The sequence below is a fragment of the Sphingomonas sp. 8AM genome (assembly GCF_902506455.1).
In the GTDB taxonomy this organism is placed as follows: domain Bacteria; phylum Pseudomonadota; class Alphaproteobacteria; order Sphingomonadales; family Sphingomonadaceae; genus Sphingomonas.
In genome coordinates, this window is sequence record NZ_LR733844.1 from 2234098 (window position 1) to 2256533 (window position 22436).

Genomic DNA, 22436 nt, shown 5'->3' on the forward strand with positions numbered 1-22436 from the left:
GGAGGCTCACCCGCCGTCCGTCGCGTGTCAAGCGCGGTTTACCGCCGTTTCAGCGCCTTCAGCACCTCCGCCCAGCTGATGTATTTGAAGTTCTGCGTGTCCGGCGTGTTGTCGCCGTCCTGCGCGACGAACAGCCCGGCGGGATAGTCGGGGCCGAAGTCGCCGAGCGCCAGTTCGATGCCGTCGGTATCGCTTGTGCCGTCGATGGTGCCACCACCGATGCGAAAATACCCCGCGAATGTGACGTCCGGTAGTCGGTAGAGCGTGTATTTGTTGTCGCCCTGACTGGAAACGACGAGAAATCCGCCGTTCCGTCCACGCGGCGCGAGCGCGAGCCCTTCGGCGTCCGCGACCAGCGTCTTGCCATCGACCTTGGCGACCGGCGTGGCGGTGACCGGCGCGGCCGGATCGGCGGCGAAGCGCCAGATGCCGACGTCTTCCTCCGCGACGTACAATTGCCCGGTGCGGTCGTCGGCGACGCAGCCCTCGGCCTGTGTTCCGAGCTTCATCGACCTGACGGTCGTGACGCGCGGGGTCGCGGCGGCGAGGTCGATCGCGACCTGATCGATGCGCCCGTCCTTCATCACCACGAACCCGAACAGCGCGCCGTCCGTCGCGCGCTGCCACAGGCACATGCCGTACGCCTCGCCCGCGCCGGACGGATAGCGGCCGAGTGGCAGCAAGGTGGCGCGCGCGGTGTCGAGCGTGAACAGCGCGACATGCCCGTGCGCCTTGTCGGCACGATCGCTCGCGGCGACGATCACGCGCGTGCCGAGATCGCGCAGGTCGACGTTGTTGAGCCGCGCCGCCGCGGTGAACGACCGGCGTTTGCCCTTCAGGTCGTAGACGTGGATGCCCGCCTGCTTGTCGGTGCCGATCACGAGGCTCTTGGCGGGATCGCGCGGGTCGCGCCAGATCGCGGGATCGTCCGCGGCATCCGCGGCGGTGTCGACCGGATCGGTCTCCGCGTGCGCGGCGACGGTCGGCACGACATCCGGCACCGGCGTCGCCGTCGCGCACGCCGACAGCAGCAGCGCGACGGGAAGCGCGCGCCTCACAGCTTCACCCGCACGCCGCCGAAGATCGTGTAACCGAACTTCTCATATTCGTAGACGCGCTGGCGCTCGCCGTAATAGCGCACGCCGGCCGAATTGGTGAGGTTCTTGCCCTCGACGAACAGGTTGATCTCCCTGGAAAGCTGGACGCTGCCGGTCGCGTCGAGCTGCCCGCGGCCCTCCCAATAGAGGTCGAGCGCGGGGAGGTCGGCGTTGATCTCGTCGAGGTAATCGCTGCGCTTGGTGTACGCGACGCGCAGGTTCACCGGGCCGCGTTCGTAGAACAGGCTGGCGTTCCACATATGCGTCGACTGGCCGGGCAGGCGGAAGCGCGTGCGCCCGCCGAACGCGGTGTCGAAGCGCGCGTCGCCGGCGGTATAGGTGTAATTGGCGAACACCCCGAACCCGCCCAGCGCGCCGGGCAGGAACGACAATTGCTGCTGCCAATTGACCTCGACGCCGTAGAGCTTGCCCTGACGCGCGTTGACCGGACGGCTGAGCACCGCGCCCGCGACACCGTTATAGGTGCCGAAGCCGGTGACGTTGTAGCGATAGTCGCTCAGGTCCTTGTAGAAGGCGTTGACCGCGATCACCCCGAGCGGCCGGATGTAATATTCGATACCGGCATCGACATTGTTCGCCAGCGTCGGGCGCAAATCCGGGTTGCCGAATTCGACGCGCACCGTGTTGCCCTCGCTCGTCTCCAGCACGCGCGGCGCGATCTGCGGGAAGTTCGGGCGGTTGATCGCGCGCGTCAGCGCGACACGCCCGATCAGGTTCGGCGTGAACGCCTGACGCAGCGTCAGACTGGGGAAGAAATCGGTGTAGCTGGTGTCGCCGCGCGCACTGCCGATCACGCCCTTGCTCGATACGGTCGGCGCCTCGCTGCGGAACGACGTCGCCTCGACGCGCAAGCCGGCGATCAGCGTCGTGTCGCCGAATTCGAACGTCCCCATCCCGAACAGGCCAAGCAGCTTTTCGGTCGCGCGGTAATCGGCGCTTACCGACTGCGGCAGGCGGCGCTGTGCCGCGCTTTTGGTGGCGTCGAAATAGCTGTCGACCAGCCCGGTGTTGAAACGGTCGCCGAGCGCATAGTCGAAGTTGCGCGAATCCTCGTCGGACAACAATCCGGCGAGCGTCTGCGTCGGCGCGGCGGACGTGCGCTGATCGCGCAGCCGTTCCTCGTCGGCGCGGATATTGCGCGCGCGGAACTTGCCACCGGTCGACAGCGTCGCGGTGCCGCTGCCCAGCGGCTGCGGAATGTCCATGCGGATCTGCGCGGTGAACTCGTCGTTCTTCGTCGTGTTGCTGCGATAGCTGTTCTCGCGGAACCCGTAGCGATCGAGCTGCAGATGCTCGTTCGAGGTGAACAGCGAATAGCTGGGCAGATCGGTGTCGCGCCCGACATCATACGACAGCGTCGGGCGCAGCGTCGAGCGGAACACCAGCTCGTCGCGGCGCGGATAGGTCTGCGACGTCTCGCTATACGCGACATCGGCGCGCACCTGCCCGTCACCCAGTTGCTGTTCGATGCCGCCGGTGACGGTCTTGATCTCGTTCACCTGCGTGCGGTGGCGCAACGCCTTTTCGATCCGCGTCCTCGTCCACGTCGCGGCGGTGTCGGTCGATCCGGCGACCGGCGCGGCCTGATCGGCGTTCCAGGTGATGCCGATGCGGTCGCGATATTCGTTGTCCTCGAACCGCGCATAAGTGCCGCGCACCCACGTGCGCGTCGCATCGGTCGGGCGCCATTCCAGCGCCGCGGTGCCCGCGATCCGCTCGCGCTTTGTGACGTAATCCTTGAACAAGGTCTCGGTGACGCGCAGCCCGGCGCTGGTCGGGGTCCAGCTGTTCTCGACATTGTCGGGCTGGCGGTCGGTGCGCGAATAGCTGCCCGACAGTAACACGCCGAACTGGCGATCGGCGCCGAAGCGGTCGCCGACCGATCCCGAGGCGCGGTAATCATTGCCCTTGCCGAACTGGTTGTAGCTCGCGCCCGCCATCCCGGTCAGCGCGAAGCCCTTGCGATCGAACGCCGAGCGCGTGGTGATGTTGACCGCGCCCGCGATCGAATCCGCATCCTGATGGGGCAGCAGCGACTTGGTGACTTCGATGTTGGCGACGATGTCCGACGGCAGCGTATCGAGATCGACCGCGCGCGTCGTCGGATCGACCGACGGGATCTGGATGCCGTCGACCGAGATCGCCGACCATTCGCTGGGCGCGCCACGCACGTTGATGTAGCGGCCCTCGCCCTGATCGCGCTCGATCCCGACGCCCGGCGCGCGTTGCAGCGCCTCGGCGATGTTCGGATCGGGGAAGCGCCCGATCGCGTCCGCCGAGATGACGGTGATCGTGTTGTTGGCGGTGCGCTGCTGGTTGAGCGCGCGCGCGGTATTGTCGAACAGCGACGCGCCGCGCACGACGATGTCGCCGCTGTTCTGGCCTGCGGCGGGGAGCACGATCTCGACGTCGCGTGCGCGCTCTGCGGCGGTGACGCCCTGCGTCGCCTGCGGGCGGCCGAGATAGTCGATCAGCAGCGTCACTGCGCTCGCCGCATCGGGGGTGGCGATCGTGAACCCGCCCTGCAGGTCGGTGGTCGCCTGCGCGCCGGTGCCCTCGACGACGATCCGCGCGCCGGGCAGCGCCGCGCCGGTCGCGTCATAGACGTGCCCCGACACGCTCGGCCCCGCGACCGCGGCGACGGTGCCGGCGGGCGCGGCGTCTGGCGCAATGTTGTCGGCTGCGGCCGCGGGTTGCGCGGCGACGGCAAGGGCGATGAGCGAGACGCCCGCGAACGCGCGGACGCCGGAGTGAGTGACGAGCATGTGGCTCCCCCTGGGCGCTGTGGTGCCGGCGTTGGCCGCCGAGCAGTGATGGGGGTGCGCATGGCGGCGTTACGTGACGGAACGACGGAGTTTCGGTTACTTATAGATGACAGCGGTGTGGCTGTGGCGGCCGGGGCACAGCGCGTAAAGTGTACACCGTGGTGGAAGCGCGCCGTAAGTGCCTAATCCAAATGGATTACGACCAGTTGATTATAAAAAAACGACATTGACTGCCGAACACCGGTCGATAATTGTAAGTAAGGATCAACACGGTTTTAGTTATGGATTGATCGACGGTTAGCAAATGGGGGGAGTTGGGCATGAGAAAAGCTTTGCTTTTCGCCGTTGCGGGTGGCGTTTTGCTATCCGGATGTGTTCGAACCGGACGCATGGCGCGGATTGATCCCGCCAGCGTGACGACCCGCTCCTCGCTGCAAAAACCCCTGCCGGTATCGAAGACGACGCAGCGCACGACACAAGAAGCTGCACCAGCAGGGGCCAGTGGCTGTGCTTTGACGAGTCAGTATGGCGGTGACAAGCAGCAGTCGATCGATCTCGATTGCTACCGTTTTGCCACGTCCGATCCGGATACGGCTTACGATATGGCGACGTCGGACAGGTTCTTGGAGCAACAGCGGCAGGACGCGCGGAACCGCCTGCAAAGCGTCCTTCTCAATCAAGCGAATTTCGCCTGCCAGCTCGAAAAGGGGCGCCTTTACGCGAATCGCGCGACACTCGACGCGGCTTTCGACTTCATGTCCGCGGGATTCAGCGCCGCCAGCACGATCGTGGGTGGCGATCTGGCCAAGTCGATCCTGTCCGGTGTGGCAGGGCTCTCGACCGCGACCCGGTCGAACATCAATGCCAACATCTACCAGAACCAGATCATCCCGGCGATTACTTTGGTGATGGACGCGGCGCGGAAGGAAGCGTTGATCGACCTGCGCGCAAAGTCGCGGCAGAACATTGCGGAATATACGGCCGACGAGATGATCCTGCTCGCCAATGAATATCATCAATCCTGCTCGTTCGAGCGCGGCGTCCAATTGCTGCTCAACGCGGCCTTGAACAAGGAGGGGGCGGATGCGATCGTACGCGGCATCAATCTGCGTGCGAAGGCCGTGGCGTTGAAGGATCAGATTGCCGATCAACTGGTGCTGAAGAACAGGCTCGAGAAGCAGCAGCTGGATGCCAGCAGCGTGCAGGCGAATGTCGACGCATTGCAGGCGAGGCTCCAGGAGGTGAACCTGAAACTCTCCGAAAACGCGCAAGGGGTCGATCCGATCACGACGTTCGACAAGGCGTCCGGGGGGACTCGATAGCCGGTCGTTTGCGCTTCCGGGCGAAAATGGCACACGCGCGATCCGGACGCGTCTTCGTGCCGACCGCGTCGTTGGGTCGGGGCACCGGGTGGCGCGGTCACGGCTATTCTGCCGCACCGGGTGATACTGCGGCAGCGCGCACCGGGCATGTCGCCCGATCTTGTCCAGCGCGTCCTGCTGCGCTATATTGCGGACAGAAAGGACAGGCTGATGACAGCGCTCGCCGCCCCCGACACGCTGCGCCGCCGCGCGATGCAGGCGCTGACCGACGCGGTCGCGCGTGCGCTCGACAGCGCCAGCGAGGAGACGCTGGCCGCGATCGTCGGCGCGCAGGACCCGCGCGAGGCGCTGGCGATCGCGCCGCGCGACCTCGCTCCGCCGCCGCCCGAACGGCTCGCCGCCGAACGCGCCGCGCGCGCGCGCACCGCCGGGTTCCGCGCCGAGCTGGCCGCGCGGGTCGGGGGCATGTACGATCGCGGCGAGGTCGCCGAGCTGCTCGGCGTCACCCCCGCCGCGATCGACAAGCAGCGGCAACGGCGGCAGATTCTGGGCGTGCCTTATGGCAATGAGATCCGTTATCCGGCCGCGCAGTTCCGCGACGGCGCGACGCTTGCCGGGCTCAAGCCGATCCTCGACGCACTCGGCGACATGCACCCGTGGGGGCAGTTGCAATTGCTCGCCGCGCCGCTCGACGGGTTCGGCGACGCGCCCGCGTCGGTGTTCGCCTTGCTGGCGGGCGGGACCGATGCCGACATGCGCGCGCGGCTGGCGGCGCTGGCGGCGGGCTGGGCGGCCTGATTTCGAGCGATGCTGCGGCTACGCCGGCTGCGCGAGGGCGCGGTGTTCCACCGCATCCATCGCAAGACGCTGTCGCCGTTGTTCTTCGGCCCGAGCGGCGCGACCCCGCTGCAACGCTACGACGATCCGGCCGGCGGGTATAAGCTGCTGTATCTCGCGCTCGATCTCGAGACCGCGTTCGGCGAGACCCTGGTGCGCGTGCCGACCGTCACCGACGTGCTGTCGAGCGACGTCGCCGTGCGCGCGCGCAGCGAGCTGGTCGCGCGGCGGGCGTTGCGGTTATATCCGCTGGTCGACGCGGGGGTGTCGGCGCACGGGCTGTCGTTCACCGACCTGCACGGCAGCGACTATCGCCGCACGCAGGCGATCGGTGCGGAGATCCACGCGGGGAGCAGTGCGGACGGCATCCTCTACACCTCGCGGTTCAACGACCGGCGGTGTGTGGCGCTGTTCGACCGCGCGCGCGACGCGGTGGCGATCCGCAGCACCGCCGCGCTGATGCCCGAGGAAGCGCAGGCGCTCGCCGCGCGGTTCGGGAAGACGTATGTCGATCCGTGAGCGGTCGTCGCCCGGTGCATTGCGGCAGGGGGGCGACTATCCACCGACCTCCCGGACGGCCGCGTCAGATTTCGCGATTGAGGTACATGACGAACGCGGTGCCGTCGTTGCTCGCCGCCGCTTCGTCGGGTCCGGACGAATAGCCGAGCGCCGCCATCGCCTCGAGGAGCCGGCCACTGCGCAGCGCCGATCGTGCCGTCGCCGGATCGGCGCCCGTCCTCCCCGCGACTTCGCAGAGGGTGACGGTGCAGGTGACGACGACATCGCGCGCATCCGCGATCGCAGCCTGCGCGCGGAACGTGGTTTCGACCCGCCGCTCGATCGCCGCACCGCGCGGGTCGCGCGGTTGTACCGCCGCCGCCTGATCCATCACCCGTGTGTCGGCCGTGGCATGGACCAGCGCCGCGGTCGCGACCGTCGGGCGCGGGCGCTGCGCCGCGACCGGGGCGATGGCGGGTGCCGGTGCGGCTACGCTTCCTGCCACCCGTGTCGTCGCGACCGCGTCGCTCCCCGCGATCACGGTCACATCGCGGCGGTCGGTCGTCGCGCGATCGGGGCGCAGCAGGAGGGCTGCGCCGCCGAGGGCGAGCAGGGTCAGCACCACGGTGGCGCGGGCCGGCCCCACGATGAGCCCGCGCGTCACGACACGAACGACCATTTGTCGTTCGGCGCGGTGGCGCTGCACGTGTAATCGATGATCTTGCCGCCACGGGTCCGCGCGTCGCCCGAGACGTTCAGGCACAGGCCGCTCGCGCGGTTGACGATCTGCGACCCCGACACCGTCCATTGCGAGCGGTTGCCGATCCCGCAGGTCGTCTGGACCACGCTGCTGCCATCGGTGCCCTCGGCCAGACACAGCCCGCTTTGCTGGAACACGAACTGCGTATAGTCGCCCACGGTGCGACGTTCGACCTGTTCGTTGGTGAAGGCGCCGCAATCCCACTGGATGATGCCGCTTTCGTAGCTGCGCGCCTGATTGGCGACGTTCAGGCACAGCCCGCTCGACCCGGCCTTGACGGTGGCGAGCGTCGTCCCGCTATAGCCATTGGCGATCGTGCCGGCGGCTGCGTCCAGCGTGATCTGCGACGATGTCGGCATCCCCAGCGAGGTGCTGGTGGGGAAGGTGATCGGCAACCAGACATAGGTGGAATCATTGGGCTGCTGGCTGGTCGCCGGGCCCCAGCGATCGCCGAGATAAAGATAGGCNCTTGCGCGCCTGCGACACGTCCATGCCGCCGTATTTCGCCTTCCAGGCGTACAGCGTGGCGCTGCTGATCCCGTGTTTCCGGCACACGTCGGCGGTCTTCATCCCGCTGTCCTGCTCGCGCAGCACCGCGATGATCTGCTCCTCGCTGAACCTGCTCTTCTTCACATCCGTCTCCTCACGAAGGCGGACTCTAGCTCAAACTGGCGGAGTTTCAGGGGAGCACGTCAAGTCCTAACCAAGGAAGACCAAACGGCACTCTACCAAACGGCACCGCAGAAGCTCCATTAAGGGTTGGACCTATGCCTTATGCACGCGCGCGAGGCGGTGTCGGCGCGTTGCAGCTCACTGCCGGCGACTGTCCTACAAACGATGGTTGATCGGGACAGCCGCGTTATCTCGTCACGGCAAGCGCCGCTGCAAACAAGACCATCGACACGACGCCCAGCACGCTCCTGATCGCGTGCAGCTTTCCCCACAAAACCAACAGCGCACGGGTCGTCGGCCCGGCGTCCTCGGGCTCGATCATCTTGAGCCGCTTGTTGGTCGGCATAATTGCAAGCAAGGTGAACGGCCAATTGGCGAGCAGGATAAGGCTCCCCATTACCCAGAGCACAGCGCCCGACAGATACCAGGCGCCCATCCCGCTGAGGCCTCCGGCAATGGCTAGGCCGGACTGGATCGGCAGCGCCCTGTCATAGCTGGGCTTCCATTGCGCGAGCAGGGGGCCATCCGCCAGTTGGAGCCGCGCCGGATGCTCGACCAGCGTGATGTATCCGGCCGCGCCTGTGAACAGAGCAGCACAGGTCAGGGCGATGATGGCGATGACATTCATGAGCATTCCTCGGCAGCAGCCGGGAAGACGCGAACCCCATAGCCAGCGTCTTCCCAACGTATTGGGTCAACGCCGTGGCTGGGAAGAACCCGTTAGACGGGCGCAGGAGCTACCGACCTGCTACTCTATTTTCGGCACCCTCAGCATGACCCGGAGTCGGTAGAACTGCAAGCGGTACGTCGCATTCCGCCTTTCCCGAAAACAAACTACCAGCGGGACGGCCGCGGCCGTCCCACTTGGGATCGAGTTTTGAGGCGGCTGAGGGCTTCCAGAAGACATAGCAACAGCATCAATCCGGAAGAGGGTCGCTGCCGGTTAGACGGATGTACCGACGCTAGTGACTGTTGCAACCGCTCAGGTGTGACCTCATCATCTATGATGCCTCGAAAGTGGATCACACGAGCTCAGGACGATGGATCGGCAAAAATGCGCGAACAATAAGCCTGAAGCAGGTCTGGTCGATCAGCACGGCCGCGATAGGCAATATGGCCGTCAGGGCGGACCAGAACCACCGCGCCGTCGCTGATACCGTACGCGGCATGCGCTTCGTTATCGAGATCAGAAAGCGCCGGCGCGTCCTCCCTGTCCGGAACAGCCGATCCCAGCACCAACCTCGGCCGTATCCAGTCCCAGTTCGCAGCGGCGGCAAAGGTGGCACGCAGGTCTGGCAACGCCTTCGCATCCCGGCCGTCGAAGCCAAACAGCGCCCAGCCCCAGGTGCGGCCATCCGGATTGTAAAGATGGTCGAACAGCGTCGTCGCTGATCCATCGGCCGCGATCACGGGGGCATCTGGCGCTCGCTCCCCCGCCTTGGGCGCGTGGCGACTGATCAGATCACCAATGCCTTTCAGATGATCCTCGCTCAGTGGGCTGTTGGGGTAGGCGACGGTCAACTGTTGAAGATCGGCGCTGCCCTGTATCAAAGTGCCAAGATCAGGGATGAAGCGTGCTGCCACGTCCATCACTGCGTCCTTGACCTTGCCGCGATAGACGCTGTTCTGGAAGCCGCGGACCTGCTGCGCATCAAGCCGGCGATGCTCGCCGCCACGCTCTTCGTCGTACGAGGTGAGCAGGGCTGGCCCTCCCTCGCCTGCCAACAGCATCGCAAGCCGCCAAGCCACGCCGATTGCATCATGGAAGCCCGAGTTCATGCCCTGTCCGCCCGCAGGCAGCGACAGGTGTCCTGCATCGCCGACGAGTAGAATACGGTCCTTTGCATAGTGCTTTGCCGCCCCGTGCTGGAAGCGGCTGTGCGTCAGCCAGATCGGGTCGGTCAGCGTCAGCGTCTCGTCCTCGGTCACTTCGCGCGCGATCGCCTGCATCTCTTCCAGCGTCGGATCGCGATCGGGGATGCCGGTGTCATCCGCGAGGAAGAACAGGCGGTGGTAGCCACCCCACACCGGCAGCACTCCGCAAAAGCCGCGTGGATAGTAGAAGAACCAGAGGTGGTCGCAGTCCGTTGACCGACGCCAGCTGAGCTTGGCGTCGATCTGACGGTTCATGCAATTGGGCAGCTTTTCAGGCTCGAACCCGAGGCCCAATTCACCGCGGATAAAGCCCTTCGATCCGTCAGCGCCGATCATGTAGCGGCAGCGCAGTGTCTCTTCGGGGCCTGTCACGTTATCTTCGTCACCCTCGCCGACGGGCGCAACGGTCAGGGTCACGCCGTCGTCGTCTTGTACGAAGCTGATGAGCTTCAGCCCGCGCCGGATGCGGCCGCCCTTAGCTTCAGCCTGTTCGGCCAGCGTTCGCTCGATGACGTCCTGCCCGCTGTAAAGGACTGGACCAAAGGGGCTCGGCACGTCAGCGATTTCGATGGGATTGACCGGGCGGCCGTTGAGCAAGGTATTGACCCGCGTGATCGCATAGGCGTTCTCGGCAATGGCGTCGCGTACGCCGATGCTTGCGAGCAGTTCTTGCGGCCGTGCCCAGAGATTGTTGGCTCGCGACCACTCCTTCACATCGTGCCGCTGTTCGATCAGCAGGCAATCGACCCCGTGGTGGGCGAGTGCGCACGCCGTCGTCAGGCCGATCGGACCACCTCCGACGATAATAACATCGGTATCGAAGGCGCGTGGTGCGGTTGCGTCGGTCATGCGAGCTCCTCCTGTTCGATGGGCTTGGCCGCCGGGGATTGTGATGCGAAATAGTTAGTCATGGCGTCGTTCATTTCGCGCAGCACCGCGACGGCGATAGCGACGCGATCAGCGCCGACGTGATCCAGGATAGCCGTGTCGATCGGTACAACTGCCTGTTCAGCTCTGATCAGTGCGTCTCGTCCGGCGGGGGTGAGCACGATCAGCTTGGCACGCTGGTGGTGGGGGTTGGCCTCCATCACCACAAGGCCGTGCCCGACCAGCAGATCGACGACGCGCTGCACCGCTTGGCGGGTCAGGCCCATGTTTCGTGCGATGTGCGATACGGGCAGCGGGTGGGGCGAATAGCCAAGAGCACCCAGCACCTGCCACCAAGCAGTCGTCAGCCCGGCGGGGCGGACAAGTTCATTCCCCGCGTCCACAAGGCGGCCGTTCGTCTCGAACACCGCCAGTGCGAGGTCACGGACGGTCAGTTCTCCGTTATCACCCATTGCAGCACCACGTCATTATGACAACATGCTGCGTTAATGTCTGTAAGGCGGACTTGTTCCTTCAGCGTTGAGGTATGGGTTTGCCTCATGCCGCACCGGTGCCCTTTGGGTATACCCTCCACCGTCTCACTCTGGCCGGTCCGATTTCCGCCCAAATTGAACGTCACGAATTTGGCTCAGATTGGCCCTTTGGTCCGCCTGAAGTCACAACCATAGAAGACCAAACGGCACCCTATCAAACGGCATCGTTAAGGCTCCGATGACGATTGAAGCTCTGCTTTTTGTCTCTGCCTTCCGTGCGCCTGAGAGTCAGCCTCGGCGCATTGCGGTCCACCGCTGGCCATTGTCCTACAGACGATCGAGAAACGGGAATCATCGTTTGTCGGCAACAGGCTCGATCAGGTCCCAGCGGTTGCCGTAGAGGTCTTCGAAGACGGCCACGATGCCATAAGGTTCTGACCGAGGTTCCTCGACGAAGCGGACACCCCGCTGCGTGTAGGCAAGGTGGTCACGGGCGAAGTCATCCGTTTCGAGAAATAGGAACACGCGACCGCCACTCTGATCGCCGATCGCATCACGTTGCCGGTCGTTAACGGCCCGCGCCAATAACAATGCGCTCGCCGCGCCATGCGGCGCGACCACGACCCATCGCTTGCCATCAGCCAGCGCAGTATCCTCACGCACCTCGAAGCCGAGCTTCCCGACAAAGAAGGAGAGTGCGGCGTCATACTCGTTGACGAGGAGCGCGGTCATATTCAGGTGCTGTGGCATTCGGTGAGAATGCCCTGATCCGGGCGGACAGCCAACGCCCGGCGCCAATCGGGGATGGTATTTTGGGTATCTCACAGCGGTTCTCACGTCCGTCACGTCGGTGAGAATGCGATGACGGTTGCGGCGAAACTTCGATGCAGTTAGCTGTTATATATGAGCAATACAGTCGGCATAGTAAAACGGGTAGCCCGCGTCGGCGTGGTTGCGTTGATGGCTTGCGCCTCGATAGCGGACGCCAGGACGAACCCCGCGCTGCCGGATATGACCACAACTCTCCGCGAACAGCGGGTGGAGAGCGCGTCGGTCGCCGTGATCCGCGACGGACAGATTGTCTCGACTGGCGCGTGGGGCATAGCGGGGCCGAACCGTGCAGCGACCGCCTCCACGCCCTACAATCTCGCCTCGCTGACGAAGCCGCTGACGGCGGAGGTCATCCTGCGACTAGTGTCGGCCGGCAAGCTGTCGCTCGACGAGCCGATGGATCGCTACTGGAGCGACCCCGACCTGTCGCGCGATACGCGGCGGATGAAGCTGACAGTCCGCATGGCGCTGAGCCATCGCACCGGGTTGCCGAACTGGCGCGATGCGAAGGGGCTGGCGTTCGATCATGATCCCGGCACGACCACCGGCTATTCGGGCGAGGGGTATCAATATGCGGCGCGCTACGCCGAGCACCGCACTGGGCAATCGTTCGAGACACTTGCTGGCCGCTGGCTGTTCGCCCCCGCCCAAATGCGCACCTCGGGCTATGTGTCGGCGCAAGGCGAAACGGTGCCGATCGCCGTGCCCTACGACGACGCAGGGAAGGCGCTGCCGGTCGAGCGGGTGACGCGATACAACGCTGCCGATCTGGCGCACGCGACCGCGCGTGATTATGCGCGCCTCCTTATCAATGCGCGCAACGACACGGGCCTGGTCGCGTCTGTCGCGGCGGAGCGCAGCAGATTGCAGGCCGACCTGACACCCGAAATATGTGCCGGGTCGAAAGCGGCCAGCTGTCCGCCCTGGACCGGCTTTGGCCTCGGTTGGCAGCTCTTAGGCTTTCCCGATAGCACGACGATGCTCCACACCGGCAAGGATGCCGGGGCTTTCACCTTCGCCGCGATCGATCGCGCGAGCGGCGACGGCATCGTCATCCTGACCAACAGCGACAACGGGTGGCGGGTCATCCTGCCCATCCTCGAACGCACGGGGAGCGATCCGAAGCTGATCGCCTTCCTCCGCGGCCAGATGAACTGACAGGACCAGGGGCATTATGATCGCCATTGCCGTTGCCGCAGCCCTGCTCGCGACACCCGTGCCACCCCCCGCCGATCCATTGACGACGGAGATCGGCGCGCTCGATGCGAAGATGTTCGACGCCTACAACCGCTGCGACCTGCCGACCTTCTCCGGCTATTTCGATCCGAAGGTCGCCTTCTACCACGACACCGGCGGGGCGACGTTCGAGCGTGACGCGATGGTCGACGGCGTTCGCAAATACATTTGCGGCAAGGTGAAGCGCGAGCTGATCCCGGCGACGTTCCGCGTCTATCCGATCAAGGACTATGGCGCGATCGAGGAAGGCGAACACCGCTTCTGTGACCTGGCGACGGGACGATGCGAGGGGATCGCCAAGTTCGTGATGGTCTGGGCGAAGCAGGATGGTGCCTGGCGGATCACCAGCGTCCTCAGCTACGGGCACCGCGCCGCGACGGCTGCCGAACAGCGGAGCGCGGCCGTCAGATAGCTCATTCGCCGCTTCCCGATTGGGAACATGAATTGGGAAAGCGACCGCGCCGATCGCACACACAGCCGTCCGGGGCATCCGCTTTCCCAGAACCTGTTCCCGAATGCACTTCCCCAAAATAACTGGGTGGAGACGGAGAAATAGGAAAGCGGCGAGCTTCCCAAAGTAGCACGTTTCGGGAAAGCGCTCTGCACCGGAACGGCCGAGATGCGCCACGCGGCGGTCAGCCGCTCCCGGCCGAGGGGACCCAGAAGCAGACATTCAGACGTCCTCGGCCGCTTCCCGGAAGCGGACACTTGTTAATCATGGCCTGGCCGCCATCCGATCGTCTAAGATAGCTTCACCAGTCACAGTCCTAGGCGTTGAGCACCCTCTTTCTCGCGCGCAATTGGATAGTGCAACGGATAGGGGTGCCCCGGACCCGCCTGCGCGTAGAGCCATGCAAGTCGAGCGTCAGGATTGGCAGCAAAGCCTGGTTCGTCACGTAACTTCGCGTCAAAATGACGCCTTACCACAGGATTGGTCGCGAGCAGTCGATCGCCAAGTGCTGCCAGCACGAAGGCATCGGTATTCGGTGCGGGGGCCAGCATTTCCGGGAAAAAGCCCCATGCCAAAAACGAGTCTTGGCTTTCGGGTTCCAGCAGAGAGGCGGCCAATAGCCCGAGCGGCTGGTCGGCAGGCACGCGTACGCTGCCCGCCGGTATTGTCTCGTCTGTCTCGTAATGTTCGAACTCAGCGGTAATGGGGTAACGTCCCTCGATCGGCTGCGATAGTTTGGGATCGATCAGCCGAACGCGATTGAGCTTCAGCGCCTTTGGCGTTTGAATGGATTCAAATTGGATGCCGTGCAGGCGTAGCCGCTCGATAACCTCAATCTGCTCGCGCGGCACCCACCAAGCCTTGGGCAGGCGGACGCTTTCGGCTGGTGTCTGACCGATGATCGGCATGCGGAAGGTGATGGCCTTAGCGAGCCAGCGCTGTTCCTCTCGACCAGAAGCAGGCGATACATAGGTATCGAACGCCACACCCTTGAAATTTTCTATCCACCCGATCGGGGTGGCTACGGGCTTCCAGCGTGTCAGCAATTCACTCGGGCGGCTCGCACGATCGGTCGCCTTGGCGGCCGCGATTCGTGCCGCATCTTCTGCGGCGATCTTCATTGCCGCTTCCATCAGCACGTAGGTCCCGAGCACGCGTTGCCGATACGGCTTCAGCATATGATTCTCGACCAGCACGGTCGGCATGCCGATGAAGTCGCCGTATCCAGTCGAGTAGCGTGGACCTTCCGGGCTGTACCGTATGCCCTTCTCAGGATGCCGCGTGTCGATCGGGCTGGGATAGATGATCGGCGTGTGCCCCGCTCTGGTCAGTGCGGTGGAGACCGTGGGACCGAAGCGATTCTCCAGCCAGTCGGCCGTGGCCCGATGGCGCGCATATTTTCCCCATCCAGCATAGGTGAAGGTCACGTCATACTGCATGTCAAAGCCTTCACTGACATGGCAGTCGATATAGAGGATGGGGTCAAGCGATCGGATCAGGCCGATCATCGCCCGGGACTCTGGCGCATCTAGCTTGGCGTAATCACGGTTGAGGTCGATGTTGCGCGCGTTGGCGTCACGCCCCTTCTCTGCCGGCCCACGAATGTGCGGGAAATTATATGCGCTCAGCTGCTCATGCCCGTCGATATTATAAATCGGCACGAATACCAGATCGACCTTATCGAGTAGGCTGTCCTTCCCGCGCAATGCAATGTCACGGAGCAGCATCAGCCCGGCGTCCTTGCCGTCGATCTCTCCTGCATGGATGCCGCCCTGCACGAGGACGACAGGCTTGCCGCGGCCTCCCTTGCTGGCGCGGACATAGATCATCTCGCGACCCTCAGTCGTGCGGCCAAAGGTGTTCACGGTGATGAGCGGCGATGCGGCGTCGAGATGATTCAGCCATGCTCGGACCTCTGCATAGCGCGGCGTCGTCTGGAACCCTGCCGCCTCGGCCGGCGTGATCCAGGGATTACCAGCTTTGACGATCAGAGCCTCACTCTTGCCGGACCACGGCAGCGCCGGCGGCAACGGCGTAGGTCCCTGCGCGATAAGCGGGCTGGTGGTAGCCAACAGGAAGAGGCTGAGAAGACGAGCTACGTTCGGGCGCAAAGGGCTTCCAATTCGATAACCTTAGAATCCAGTGTGCGGCCTATCCGGTGTGCCCGGCGATGCCGTACCTCTGAATTCGAGAGGCAGATACTCAGCTGTCATTGCATTGCAGCAGAGCTGCCCTATGATACGTTGCAACATACCGCAACCCACGCGGCGCATCTTCGTGCCGCATTCCGGAGCAGCAATGTCCTTCAGGTTCCTTCGCTCACGACCGCATACGTCTGCCTTTGCCTGTACGCTCGCGCTTAGTATCGCGCCCTCGCCTGCCGATGCACAGGAATCACCGGAACGAGACGACGAAGATCAAATCGTGGTGCTGGGCACCCGCAACACCGTTGATCGTGCGCTATCGTCGGATCGGGTCACCGAGCGCATGTCCCAGTCGAGCCGATCGATCGAACGCGACATTCTGGACGCAGCGGGAACATACCGGGTAAGCGACGCCCTCGAACTTGTCAGCGGCTTTAGCCAACAGAACAATCGTGGCGGCGTCATCGACAATTTCGCTGTCCGCGGATTTCTCGGCACCCCGGACGGAGGTGCGGAATATTATCTGAACGGCTTTCTTGCCAACCGCGGCATGGCCCCGCCGCGTGATCCCGCAACGACCGAACGGATCGAAGTGCTGAAAGGGCCGGCAGGCGCCCTGTTCGGAGATGTCGATCCCGGCGGCCGGGTCAACATCGTGACCAAGGTGCCACGCTTCATGCCGCATGCGAACGCGATGGTCAGCTACGGCTCATTCGACACGCGGCGTATCGAACTCGACGCGACTGGCCCATTGAGCCGGACACTGGCCGCCCGAATCGTGATCGCGGGGGAGGACAGTGATGGGTGGCGAGACACCGTCACCCTGCGCCGACGCGTTGTTTCGCCATCATTGACCTGGCAGCCGAGCGATGCTCTGCGCCTCACCTACAGCGGCGAGTTCAGCCAGTACGACACGCCGTTCGATCGCGGCATTCCGGCGATCGACGGCGATGCAAATGCCTTGCCGCGTTCGAACTATTACGGCGAGCCATCGAACGGCATCACCAAATCACGGCAGAACCAGCACCAGGTGACAGGCCTGGCAGAACTCGGTGGGAGCTGGACGCTGAACGGCGGTGTGGTCTGGCGGACAGGAACGCTCAAGGGCCTGTCTGCCGACCAGTCGCGCATCGTTGGCAATGCCTTGTGGCGCCAACGCCGGTCGCGTGATTTCAGTGTCGATGACCTGTCGGCACGCCTGGAGCTCGCCGGACAGATCGGGCGACACCGGGTCAGCGCAGGCGTGAAGGGCTATCGCTTTTTCTACGGCGAGCGTTGGTTGCGCATCAACCCCTCGGCTGCCGTTCCCTACGCAATCGACCTGTACAATCCGGTCTATGAATCTTCGATAGCCGCTCCTTTGCGTCCCTTCACGAACAACGACGAGAGCCGCTGGGCAGGCACCTTCTACGTACAGGACATGTGGGACATTACCGATCGGCTGACGCTGGTGGGAGGTGCACGGATCGATCCGTACCGGCAGAAGATCGTCAACAACAACACCGGCGGTGTTGGCCGCAACATCGACGAACCTATCAACTTCCGCGTCGGTGCCCGCTATCGCGTCACGGACGTGATCGCGGTGCATGCCAACTGGGGTGAAAACTTCTCGCTGAACACCGGTACCGATCGCAATGGGGCGGGCTTTGGCCCGGAAAAGGGTCGCGGCTACGAGGTAGGTGTTGCAGCCAAGCTGCCCGGTGTTGACCTGGCGGCCACGTGGTTCGACATCCGCAAGCAGGACATCCTGACGACCGATCCGGTCGATGCAAACTTCCTCGCACCCGTTGGGAGCATCGTCAGCCGTGGGATCGAGCTCGACGCTTCGGCGCGGCTCGGCAATCGCTGGCAGATCGTCGCCAATTACGCCTGGCTCGATGCGAAGGCGGATGACACCGCGTTCCCGACATCGGATGTGCTGAACGTGCCGGAGCATTCGGGCACATTGCTGGTCGTTCATCGCATCCCAACGACCCGTGGCGACTGGCAGTTGAGCGGAGGCGTCGCTTATGTCGGCGATCGGGCGGGATCGCTCACAGCTAATCCGGTGCTGCTGCCCGAATATGTGAAGATGAAGGCGGCGATCGAAGCGCCGCTCGTAGAGGGGGTTCGCTTCCGTCTCGAGGCCGACAATCTGCTCGATCAACGCTATGCCGCCAGCTCGTACAGCGCTTTGTGGATCTATCCCGGTGCGCCCAGGACAGTTCGCGCTTCGCTTCGATTGGAAATCTGATGCCAATAGGGACCGGCGTTTGCCGGTCCCGTCGGTCATACCTATAGACGGCCACGGCCAAATGACCGATTGGCAGTCTTCCACGGCTAGTTTTCACGCTCCCAACCTGTGGGAGGCGTTCAGGCTGGCAGCGCACCAACCCCGAGGCACGACCTGTGCCGTCGCTTTTCAGGTTGGTGTCCGCATCTGCTGGCCGCAGTTTTGCGCTTGAAAGCAGGAGCTTGTACGAGGCCGTCTGTACACACGCGAGATTGTGCATGGACGCACACGCGCTGCCGTCCGTGGCGGGATCGTCTTCGCCATGACCCACAAGTGGACGTTCAGGCTGCCCTACGCGCTTCCCACCTTCGGTCGTTTATTCAAATAGTCGGATCCGTCGCCGTAAGCGGGGGTCGAGGGCGCGGAACGGCGAAAAGTGGAACCTAAGCATCAGGTTCTCGGCCTGGCGGCGTGCTTCGTTGGTTATGGCCACGTTGAAGCGCTCGCCATCGTCCTCGGCCGCTTCGATATGACAGACCTGACCGATCTCGCCTTTTCGGTCACTATCGTCATGATGCCGTTATAGGGACGGGAGTTTCGAGGGGAGATATGGCGCACGAGGGACTGGGATACCGCGTGACCAGCGAGCGCCGCTCTCCGAAGCGCTGCTATGTTTATGCGCATCTCGGGCCAGACCGGGTGCCCTTCTATATCGGCAAGGGGACGGGCACGCGTGCCTGGTCGACCGATCGCGATGCGCAATGGCATCAGTTCGTGCGCACACGCTGCGACAGCGCGTATGAGATCGTGATCCTGGCCGAGGATCTGGGTGAGGAGGACGCGCTCGACTTGGAAGGCGACCTGATCGCCAGGTACGGCAAGACCCTTACCAATTGGATCAATCCCGGTCGCCAGTTCGACTATGCGGCACTCGACCGCTTCCATAAGCTGCGCGACGCGAACACCAGCTTCATTTCCGCCACGCGCCCGCTAGAGGCGAGCGACCCCGAAGCCGCGGTCGCGCGCTACCGGCACGCGATCGAGCAGATGCATGAATATTGCGCGATCACTTATGAGGCCGGGCTGGTCGCGGAACTGCGTAACGAGATCGACCATCCGGCGCATGGCGACATCGCCGCGCTCGACCGACTGACGCTGGTGCTCCGAAAGCTCGGGCGCTACGCCGAGATCGCCCAGGCAGTCGACGCCTATTTCAAGCGCTATCCCTCCTGGGTGTCCCCCAATCACACCGTCGTGAAGCGCCGCGCCGAGGCGGGCGCAATCCTCGCCGGCGAGCGCAAGGCCCCGCGACATTCCGTGCCCAAGCCGCGCACCCGCAAGACCGGTACGGTGCCCGAGGAGGAACTCGCGCCGATCTTGGTGAAGGCGCGCCGCGACCGTGCGCCGTGGGACTGGATGGTCGCCGCCAAGCTCTGCCGTGCACATCATGATCATGATCGCGAGATCGCGTTGCTCGAAGAGTTTCTGAGCGGCCCGCGCGTCCCGGGGCGCTCCTGGCTGGATGTGGAGGAGCGGCTGTTCAAGCTCAGGGCGATGCTGTCTGCCTGATCGACCGCGGCGCGACAGCGCCGCGACACAGGACGCGCCCTTGGCTGGCGACGGCCGGGCGGGCGACGTGTCGTGCTGGCAGCTCAGCCACGGTGCTGCGATCTGCAAACCAAAATGGGACAATGGCGGCCGGGTCGCGGCCGCATGCCCACGCGTCAGAGCCAACCAGCTTCTGTCCGAAGTTTGTTGTTGTTCTTCGGACAATCCGGTATTGATCGTGTCCGAAATATGTGAGCTAATTTCGGACATGGATACTCCAGACCTGAAGACGCAAGTCGTGCAACGCATGTTAAAGGCGACACCCCGTGCCGTCTGGACGCCTGTCGACTTTCTCGATCTCGGCACGCGGGATGCGGTCGACAAGGTGCTGCAGCGCCTAGTCAATGCCGGCAACCTGCGCCGCATCGACCGCGGCCTGTACGACAAACCCGCCATCAACAGCCTGACTCGTCAGCCCAGCGCGCCCGATCCGCGGCAGGTGATCGACGCGATCGCGCGGCGTGATCAGATTCGGGTGCTGGTCGACGGCATGACCGCCGCCAACGATCTGGGCCTAACCAACGCGGTGCCCTCAAAGATCGTGGTGCATACCGATGCGCGGCTGCGCTCGATCCAGCTCGGCAACATGATCATCACGTTCAAGCCGACAGCGGCGAGCAAGCTCTACTGGGCGGGCCGGCCTGGCATGCGGATCGTGCAGGCGCTGCATTGGCTGCGCGACACGCTGGCCGATCCCGACGGCGTAAACGACCTCAAGGGGCAACTCGACAATATCCTGCACAGCGGCCCGAACGCGACCAAGGTCCGCAACGACCTTCGCGACGGGCTGTCGACCCTACCAACCTGGATGCACGATTTCCTAAAACCCCTGCTGACCGCGAGGCGCGCCGCATGAACCCCGCCTATGACACAATCCTGTCCGCCGATGATGAGACGCGCGCCGGCCTTTTCACGGCCACCGCGCAGCGGATCGAACGACGCCACAGAATGTCGAGAAGGACTTCTGGGTATGCTGGACGCTCGACGCGTTGTTCAACGGCCTGCCCAAAGGGCCGCGCCTGTTGTTCAAGGGCGGCACCTCGCTGTCGAAGGGATTTGGGCTGATCCACCGCTTCTCGGAGGATATCGACGTCACCGTGTTCCGCGACGATCTTGGCGAAGCCTATTCGGTCGAGGATCTCCATGCCCTGAGCGGCAAGAAGTGTGAGAAGGCGCTCGATGCGATCCGCGAGGCATGCGAGGCGTTCATCAACGGAACGATGCTTGAGAACCTGACGCGGATCGCGGCAGAAGCGTCTGCGCGAAACGGCATTGCCGCGGGCCAGTTGAAGGTCACGCCGGACGCCAAGGACAAGCAGACGCTGCTGGTCCAATATCCGACCGCAACCGATCCCGACCCGTATATCCCCAAGGCGGTGAAGGTCGAATCCGGCGCCAAGTCGGCGCTCGACCCGAACTCGGTGCGCTCGATCAGGCCCTATCTCGAACAGGATGCACCCGGCCTCGAACTCGAGGTGAAGAACGTCACCATCGTCGATGCCGAGCGCACCTTCTGGGACAAGATCGTCATCCTGCATGGGCTGCGGCACTGGTATGATTCCAAAGGTGTGCTGCGCGGCGGCGGCAACCGTATCTCACGCCATTATTATGACATTCACGAACTGATGCAGGCGGAGCTCGGCGCGCTGGCGATCGCGGATCCCGAGCTTGGCGCGGACTGTGTCGCGCACGCACGGATGTTCTTCAACAGGCCGGCATTCGATCTCGCGAGCGCCGTCCCGCCGACCTTCGCGCTCATGGCAGAAGGCCCAATGTATGACGCGCTGAAGCAGGACTATGCGGCAATGTCAGGCATGATCTTCGGCACGTCGCCAAGCTTTGAGGACGTGATGGAGAGCATCTCGATCCTCCAGGCCAAAGTGAACCGATTGCCGGAGCAAAGTCCGGCTGTGCCATGATCCCGCTTCCGCAGCCCATGTTCGACGTCTTCGCGCTGGCACTGCGCGCGGACACGCCTTTCAGCGAAAGCCAGCGCTCACATCAACGAGACTAAATGACGTGAGATGGTCGGGAGCGGCCGCCCGACACTCCTGCGCCACAACCCAATCCCGGCCATACACGGGCACTAACGGGTTTCCCAAAAGCGGTCACTGGTTCAAGATAACTCAACGACCGGAAACTAGCCGGTAGCAGTCCCGTTGGTGACGCCAGCGCGTCAAGCGCGGTGGCTCACCCGTCCCATTCATCGCTCCAGCTGTTATAGGCAATAACGCGCGGGAATTTCGGTAGCGGATTGCGTGGCGTTTCCCCATCCACCGCATCGAAGAATCGCGAATAGAGGACGACGCAATCGTCGAGGTCACGCCGATAGAGAGTGGCATTCTGCGCCGGCTGTAAATAGGCGATCAGCGCATGCTCAGCCAGCTTTAGGTCTGTTTTACATTTGGTCGCGCGTCGCCCGCCGATACCGCGCGTGACGATTTCACCGCAGAAGAATTTGACGTTATCAGGGTGCGCAAGCTTCTCGTGATTGTTCATGCGGCTCTCGGGCCGGTTGGTCAGCCCAATATAGCTGACGATATTGCCGCGCTTGACGCCCATGTAGAGCGACCGGGTACCCGACGCCCAGCACCGCATCTCGTCCCGCAGGGCGGCCTTGCTTGTATATGGCCCATACCAGTCGACGATGACGGCAATCGGCATTCCTCTTCTCCCACCGCTGCAAGGCCAGAATAATATCATGGGCACCGTCGGGGTCGACCCGGCTTCAGACGTCGAAAGCGGG

20 protein-coding genes and 1 pseudogene are annotated in these 22436 nt (G+C 63.8%); 10 read left to right on the plus strand and 11 right to left on the minus strand.

Annotation, left to right across the window (positions count from 1 at the left end; genetic code table 11):
- Window positions 1-38 precede the first annotated feature (38 nt).
- Both BACI71_RS10405 and BACI71_RS10410 read right to left on the minus strand, forming a co-directional pair.
- A complete protein-coding gene (locus BACI71_RS10405; protein WP_201297352.1) occupies window positions 39-1058 on the minus strand; it encodes a phytase in 1020 nt (339 codons plus the stop codon).
- Window positions 1055-3883 (minus strand): TonB-dependent receptor, encoded by a 2829-nt coding sequence (locus BACI71_RS10410; RefSeq protein ID WP_159758364.1) that lies wholly within the window; start codon window positions 3881-3883, stop codon window positions 1055-1057. The genes BACI71_RS10405 and BACI71_RS10410 overlap by 4 nt, the downstream gene beginning before the upstream one ends.
- Before the next feature lie 389 nt (window positions 3884-4272).
- Between BACI71_RS10410 and BACI71_RS10415 the strand changes: the two genes are divergently transcribed.
- The 3 genes from BACI71_RS10415 (at window position 4273) to BACI71_RS10425 (ending at window position 6561) form a co-directional block, all read left to right on the plus strand.
- Window positions 4273-5205, plus strand: coding sequence for a hypothetical protein (locus BACI71_RS10415; protein WP_159758366.1), 933 nt, complete (start codon window positions 4273-4275; stop codon window positions 5203-5205).
- Window positions 5206-5415: 210 nt separating this feature from the next.
- Complete coding sequence (locus BACI71_RS10420; RefSeq protein WP_201297353.1) at window positions 5416-6003, plus strand: hypothetical protein; 588 nt, start codon at window positions 5416-5418, stop codon at window positions 6001-6003.
- A 9-nt stretch (window positions 6004-6012) separates the two neighbouring features.
- Window positions 6013-6561, plus strand: coding sequence for an RES family NAD+ phosphorylase (locus tag BACI71_RS10425; protein ID WP_159758368.1), 549 nt, complete (start codon window positions 6013-6015; stop codon window positions 6559-6561).
- Between the two features lie 64 nt (window positions 6562-6625).
- Here the strand turns inward: BACI71_RS10425 and BACI71_RS10430 are convergent, their stop codons facing one another.
- The 7 genes and pseudogenes from BACI71_RS10430 to BACI71_RS10460 form a co-directional block, all read right to left on the minus strand.
- Window positions 6626-7219 (minus strand): hypothetical protein, encoded by a 594-nt coding sequence (locus tag BACI71_RS10430; protein WP_159758370.1) that lies wholly within the window; start codon window positions 7217-7219, stop codon window positions 6626-6628.
- On the minus strand, window positions 7201-7659 hold the full coding sequence (locus BACI71_RS10435) for an RICIN domain-containing protein (protein WP_443018505.1): 459 nt from the start codon (window positions 7657-7659) through the stop codon (window positions 7201-7203). The genes BACI71_RS10430 and BACI71_RS10435 overlap by 19 nt, the downstream gene beginning before the upstream one ends.
- 109 nt (window positions 7660-7768) lie before the next feature.
- A pseudogene (locus BACI71_RS10440) lies at window positions 7769-7933 on the minus strand (transposase); the annotation flags it as partial.
- A 226-nt stretch (window positions 7934-8159) separates the two neighbouring features.
- A complete protein-coding gene (locus tag BACI71_RS10445) occupies window positions 8160-8600 on the minus strand; it encodes a DUF1772 domain-containing protein (RefSeq protein ID WP_159758373.1) in 441 nt (146 codons plus the stop codon).
- A gap of 404 nt (window positions 8601-9004) precedes the next feature.
- Window positions 9005-10696 (minus strand): FAD-dependent oxidoreductase, encoded by a 1692-nt coding sequence (locus tag BACI71_RS10450; RefSeq protein WP_159758375.1) that lies wholly within the window; start codon window positions 10694-10696, stop codon window positions 9005-9007.
- Entirely contained in the window at window positions 10693-11187 is a 495-nt protein-coding gene (locus BACI71_RS10455) for a MarR family winged helix-turn-helix transcriptional regulator (protein WP_159758377.1), read from the minus strand. Before BACI71_RS10455 ends, BACI71_RS10450 begins: the two co-directional genes overlap by 4 nt.
- A gap of 372 nt (window positions 11188-11559) precedes the next feature.
- The gene (locus BACI71_RS10460; protein WP_201297355.1) at window positions 11560-11940 is read right to left on the minus strand and encodes a VOC family protein; all 381 of its coding nucleotides are present in this window, start codon (window positions 11938-11940) and stop codon (window positions 11560-11562) included.
- A 279-nt stretch (window positions 11941-12219) separates the two neighbouring features.
- Here BACI71_RS10460 and BACI71_RS10465 point away from each other — a divergent pair, with 279 nt between their 5' ends.
- Complete coding sequence (locus BACI71_RS10465) at window positions 12220-13197, plus strand: serine hydrolase domain-containing protein (RefSeq protein ID WP_236552943.1); 978 nt, start codon at window positions 12220-12222, stop codon at window positions 13195-13197.
- A gap of 16 nt (window positions 13198-13213) precedes the next feature.
- Window positions 13214-13687 carry a nuclear transport factor 2 family protein gene (locus BACI71_RS10470; protein ID WP_236552944.1) on the plus strand — a complete coding sequence of 158 codons (474 nt, stop codon included), beginning with the start codon at window positions 13214-13216 and terminating at the stop codon, window positions 13685-13687.
- Window positions 13688-14034: 347 nt separating this feature from the next.
- Here the strand turns inward: BACI71_RS10470 and BACI71_RS10475 are convergent, their stop codons facing one another.
- Entirely contained in the window at window positions 14035-15756 is a 1722-nt protein-coding gene (locus BACI71_RS10475) for a M14 family metallopeptidase (RefSeq protein WP_236552945.1), read from the minus strand.
- Window positions 15757-16150: 394 nt separating this feature from the next.
- On the opposite strand from BACI71_RS10475, the gene BACI71_RS10480 reads away from it, so the two are divergent.
- From BACI71_RS10480 to BACI71_RS10500, 5 genes are all read left to right on the plus strand, one after another.
- Window positions 16151-18103 carry a TonB-dependent receptor gene (locus BACI71_RS10480; RefSeq protein WP_236552946.1) on the plus strand — a complete coding sequence of 651 codons (1953 nt, stop codon included), beginning with the start codon at window positions 16151-16153 and terminating at the stop codon, window positions 18101-18103.
- A 415-nt stretch (window positions 18104-18518) separates the two neighbouring features.
- Window positions 18519-18668, plus strand: a complete 150-nt coding sequence (locus BACI71_RS10485) for a hypothetical protein (RefSeq protein ID WP_159758383.1) — start codon at window positions 18519-18521, stop codon at window positions 18666-18668.
- Between the two features lie 23 nt (window positions 18669-18691).
- Window positions 18692-19651, plus strand: coding sequence for a hypothetical protein (locus BACI71_RS10490; RefSeq protein ID WP_159758385.1), 960 nt, complete (start codon window positions 18692-18694; stop codon window positions 19649-19651).
- Between the two features lie 40 nt (window positions 19652-19691).
- The gene (locus tag BACI71_RS10495; RefSeq protein ID WP_236552947.1) at window positions 19692-20546 is read left to right on the plus strand and encodes a DUF6088 family protein; all 855 of its coding nucleotides are present in this window, start codon (window positions 19692-19694) and stop codon (window positions 20544-20546) included.
- A 133-nt stretch (window positions 20547-20679) separates the two neighbouring features.
- Window positions 20680-21609: a nucleotidyl transferase AbiEii/AbiGii toxin family protein gene (locus tag BACI71_RS10500; protein ID WP_236552948.1), complete on the plus strand. Its 930-nt coding sequence runs from the start codon at window positions 20680-20682 to the stop codon at window positions 21607-21609.
- Window positions 21610-21880: 271 nt separating this feature from the next.
- On the opposite strand, the gene BACI71_RS10505 is transcribed toward BACI71_RS10500, so the two are convergent.
- Window positions 21881-22354, minus strand: a complete 474-nt coding sequence (locus BACI71_RS10505) for a hypothetical protein (protein ID WP_159758387.1) — start codon at window positions 22352-22354, stop codon at window positions 21881-21883.
- Between the last annotated feature and the right edge of the window lie 82 nt (window positions 22355-22436).

What these genes read in the sequence shown, in the direction of transcription:
- BACI71_RS10465 (WP_236552943.1), top strand. Translation starts at nt 12,220, where the DNA reads ATGACCACAACTCTCCGCGAACAGCGGGTGGAGAGCGCGTCGGTCGCC.
- BACI71_RS10435 (WP_443018505.1), bottom strand. Translation starts at nt 7,659, where the DNA reads ATGCCGACATCGTCGCAGATCACGCTGGACGCAGCCGCCGGCACGATC.
- BACI71_RS10470 (WP_236552944.1), top strand. Translation starts at nt 13,214, where the DNA reads ATGATCGCCATTGCCGTTGCCGCAGCCCTGCTCGCGACACCCGTGCCA.
- BACI71_RS10415 (WP_159758366.1), top strand. Translation starts at nt 4,273, where the DNA reads ATGGCGCGGATTGATCCCGCCAGCGTGACGACCCGCTCCTCGCTGCAA.
- BACI71_RS10505 (WP_159758387.1), bottom strand. Translation starts at nt 22,354, where the DNA reads ATGCCGATTGCCGTCATCGTCGACTGGTATGGGCCATATACAAGCAAG.
- BACI71_RS10410 (WP_159758364.1), bottom strand. Translation starts at nt 3,883, where the DNA reads ATGCTCGTCACTCACTCCGGCGTCCGCGCGTTCGCGGGCGTCTCGCTC.
- BACI71_RS10490 (WP_159758385.1), top strand. Translation starts at nt 18,692, where the DNA reads ATGGCGCACGAGGGACTGGGATACCGCGTGACCAGCGAGCGCCGCTCT.
- BACI71_RS10445 (WP_159758373.1), bottom strand. Translation starts at nt 8,600, where the DNA reads ATGAATGTCATCGCCATCATCGCCCTGACCTGTGCTGCTCTGTTCACA.
- BACI71_RS10430 (WP_159758370.1), bottom strand. Translation starts at nt 7,219, where the DNA reads ATGGTCGTTCGTGTCGTGACGCGCGGGCTCATCGTGGGGCCGGCCCGC.
- BACI71_RS10460 (WP_201297355.1), bottom strand. Translation starts at nt 11,940, where the DNA reads ATGACCGCGCTCCTCGTCAACGAGTATGACGCCGCACTCTCCTTCTTT.
- BACI71_RS10425 (WP_159758368.1), top strand. Translation starts at nt 6,013, where the DNA reads ATGCTGCGGCTACGCCGGCTGCGCGAGGGCGCGGTGTTCCACCGCATC.
- BACI71_RS10420 (WP_201297353.1), top strand. Translation starts at nt 5,416, where the DNA reads ATGACAGCGCTCGCCGCCCCCGACACGCTGCGCCGCCGCGCGATGCAG.
- BACI71_RS10455 (WP_159758377.1), bottom strand. Translation starts at nt 11,187, where the DNA reads ATGGGTGATAACGGAGAACTGACCGTCCGTGACCTCGCACTGGCGGTG.
- BACI71_RS10450 (WP_159758375.1), bottom strand. Translation starts at nt 10,696, where the DNA reads ATGACCGACGCAACCGCACCACGCGCCTTCGATACCGATGTTATTATC.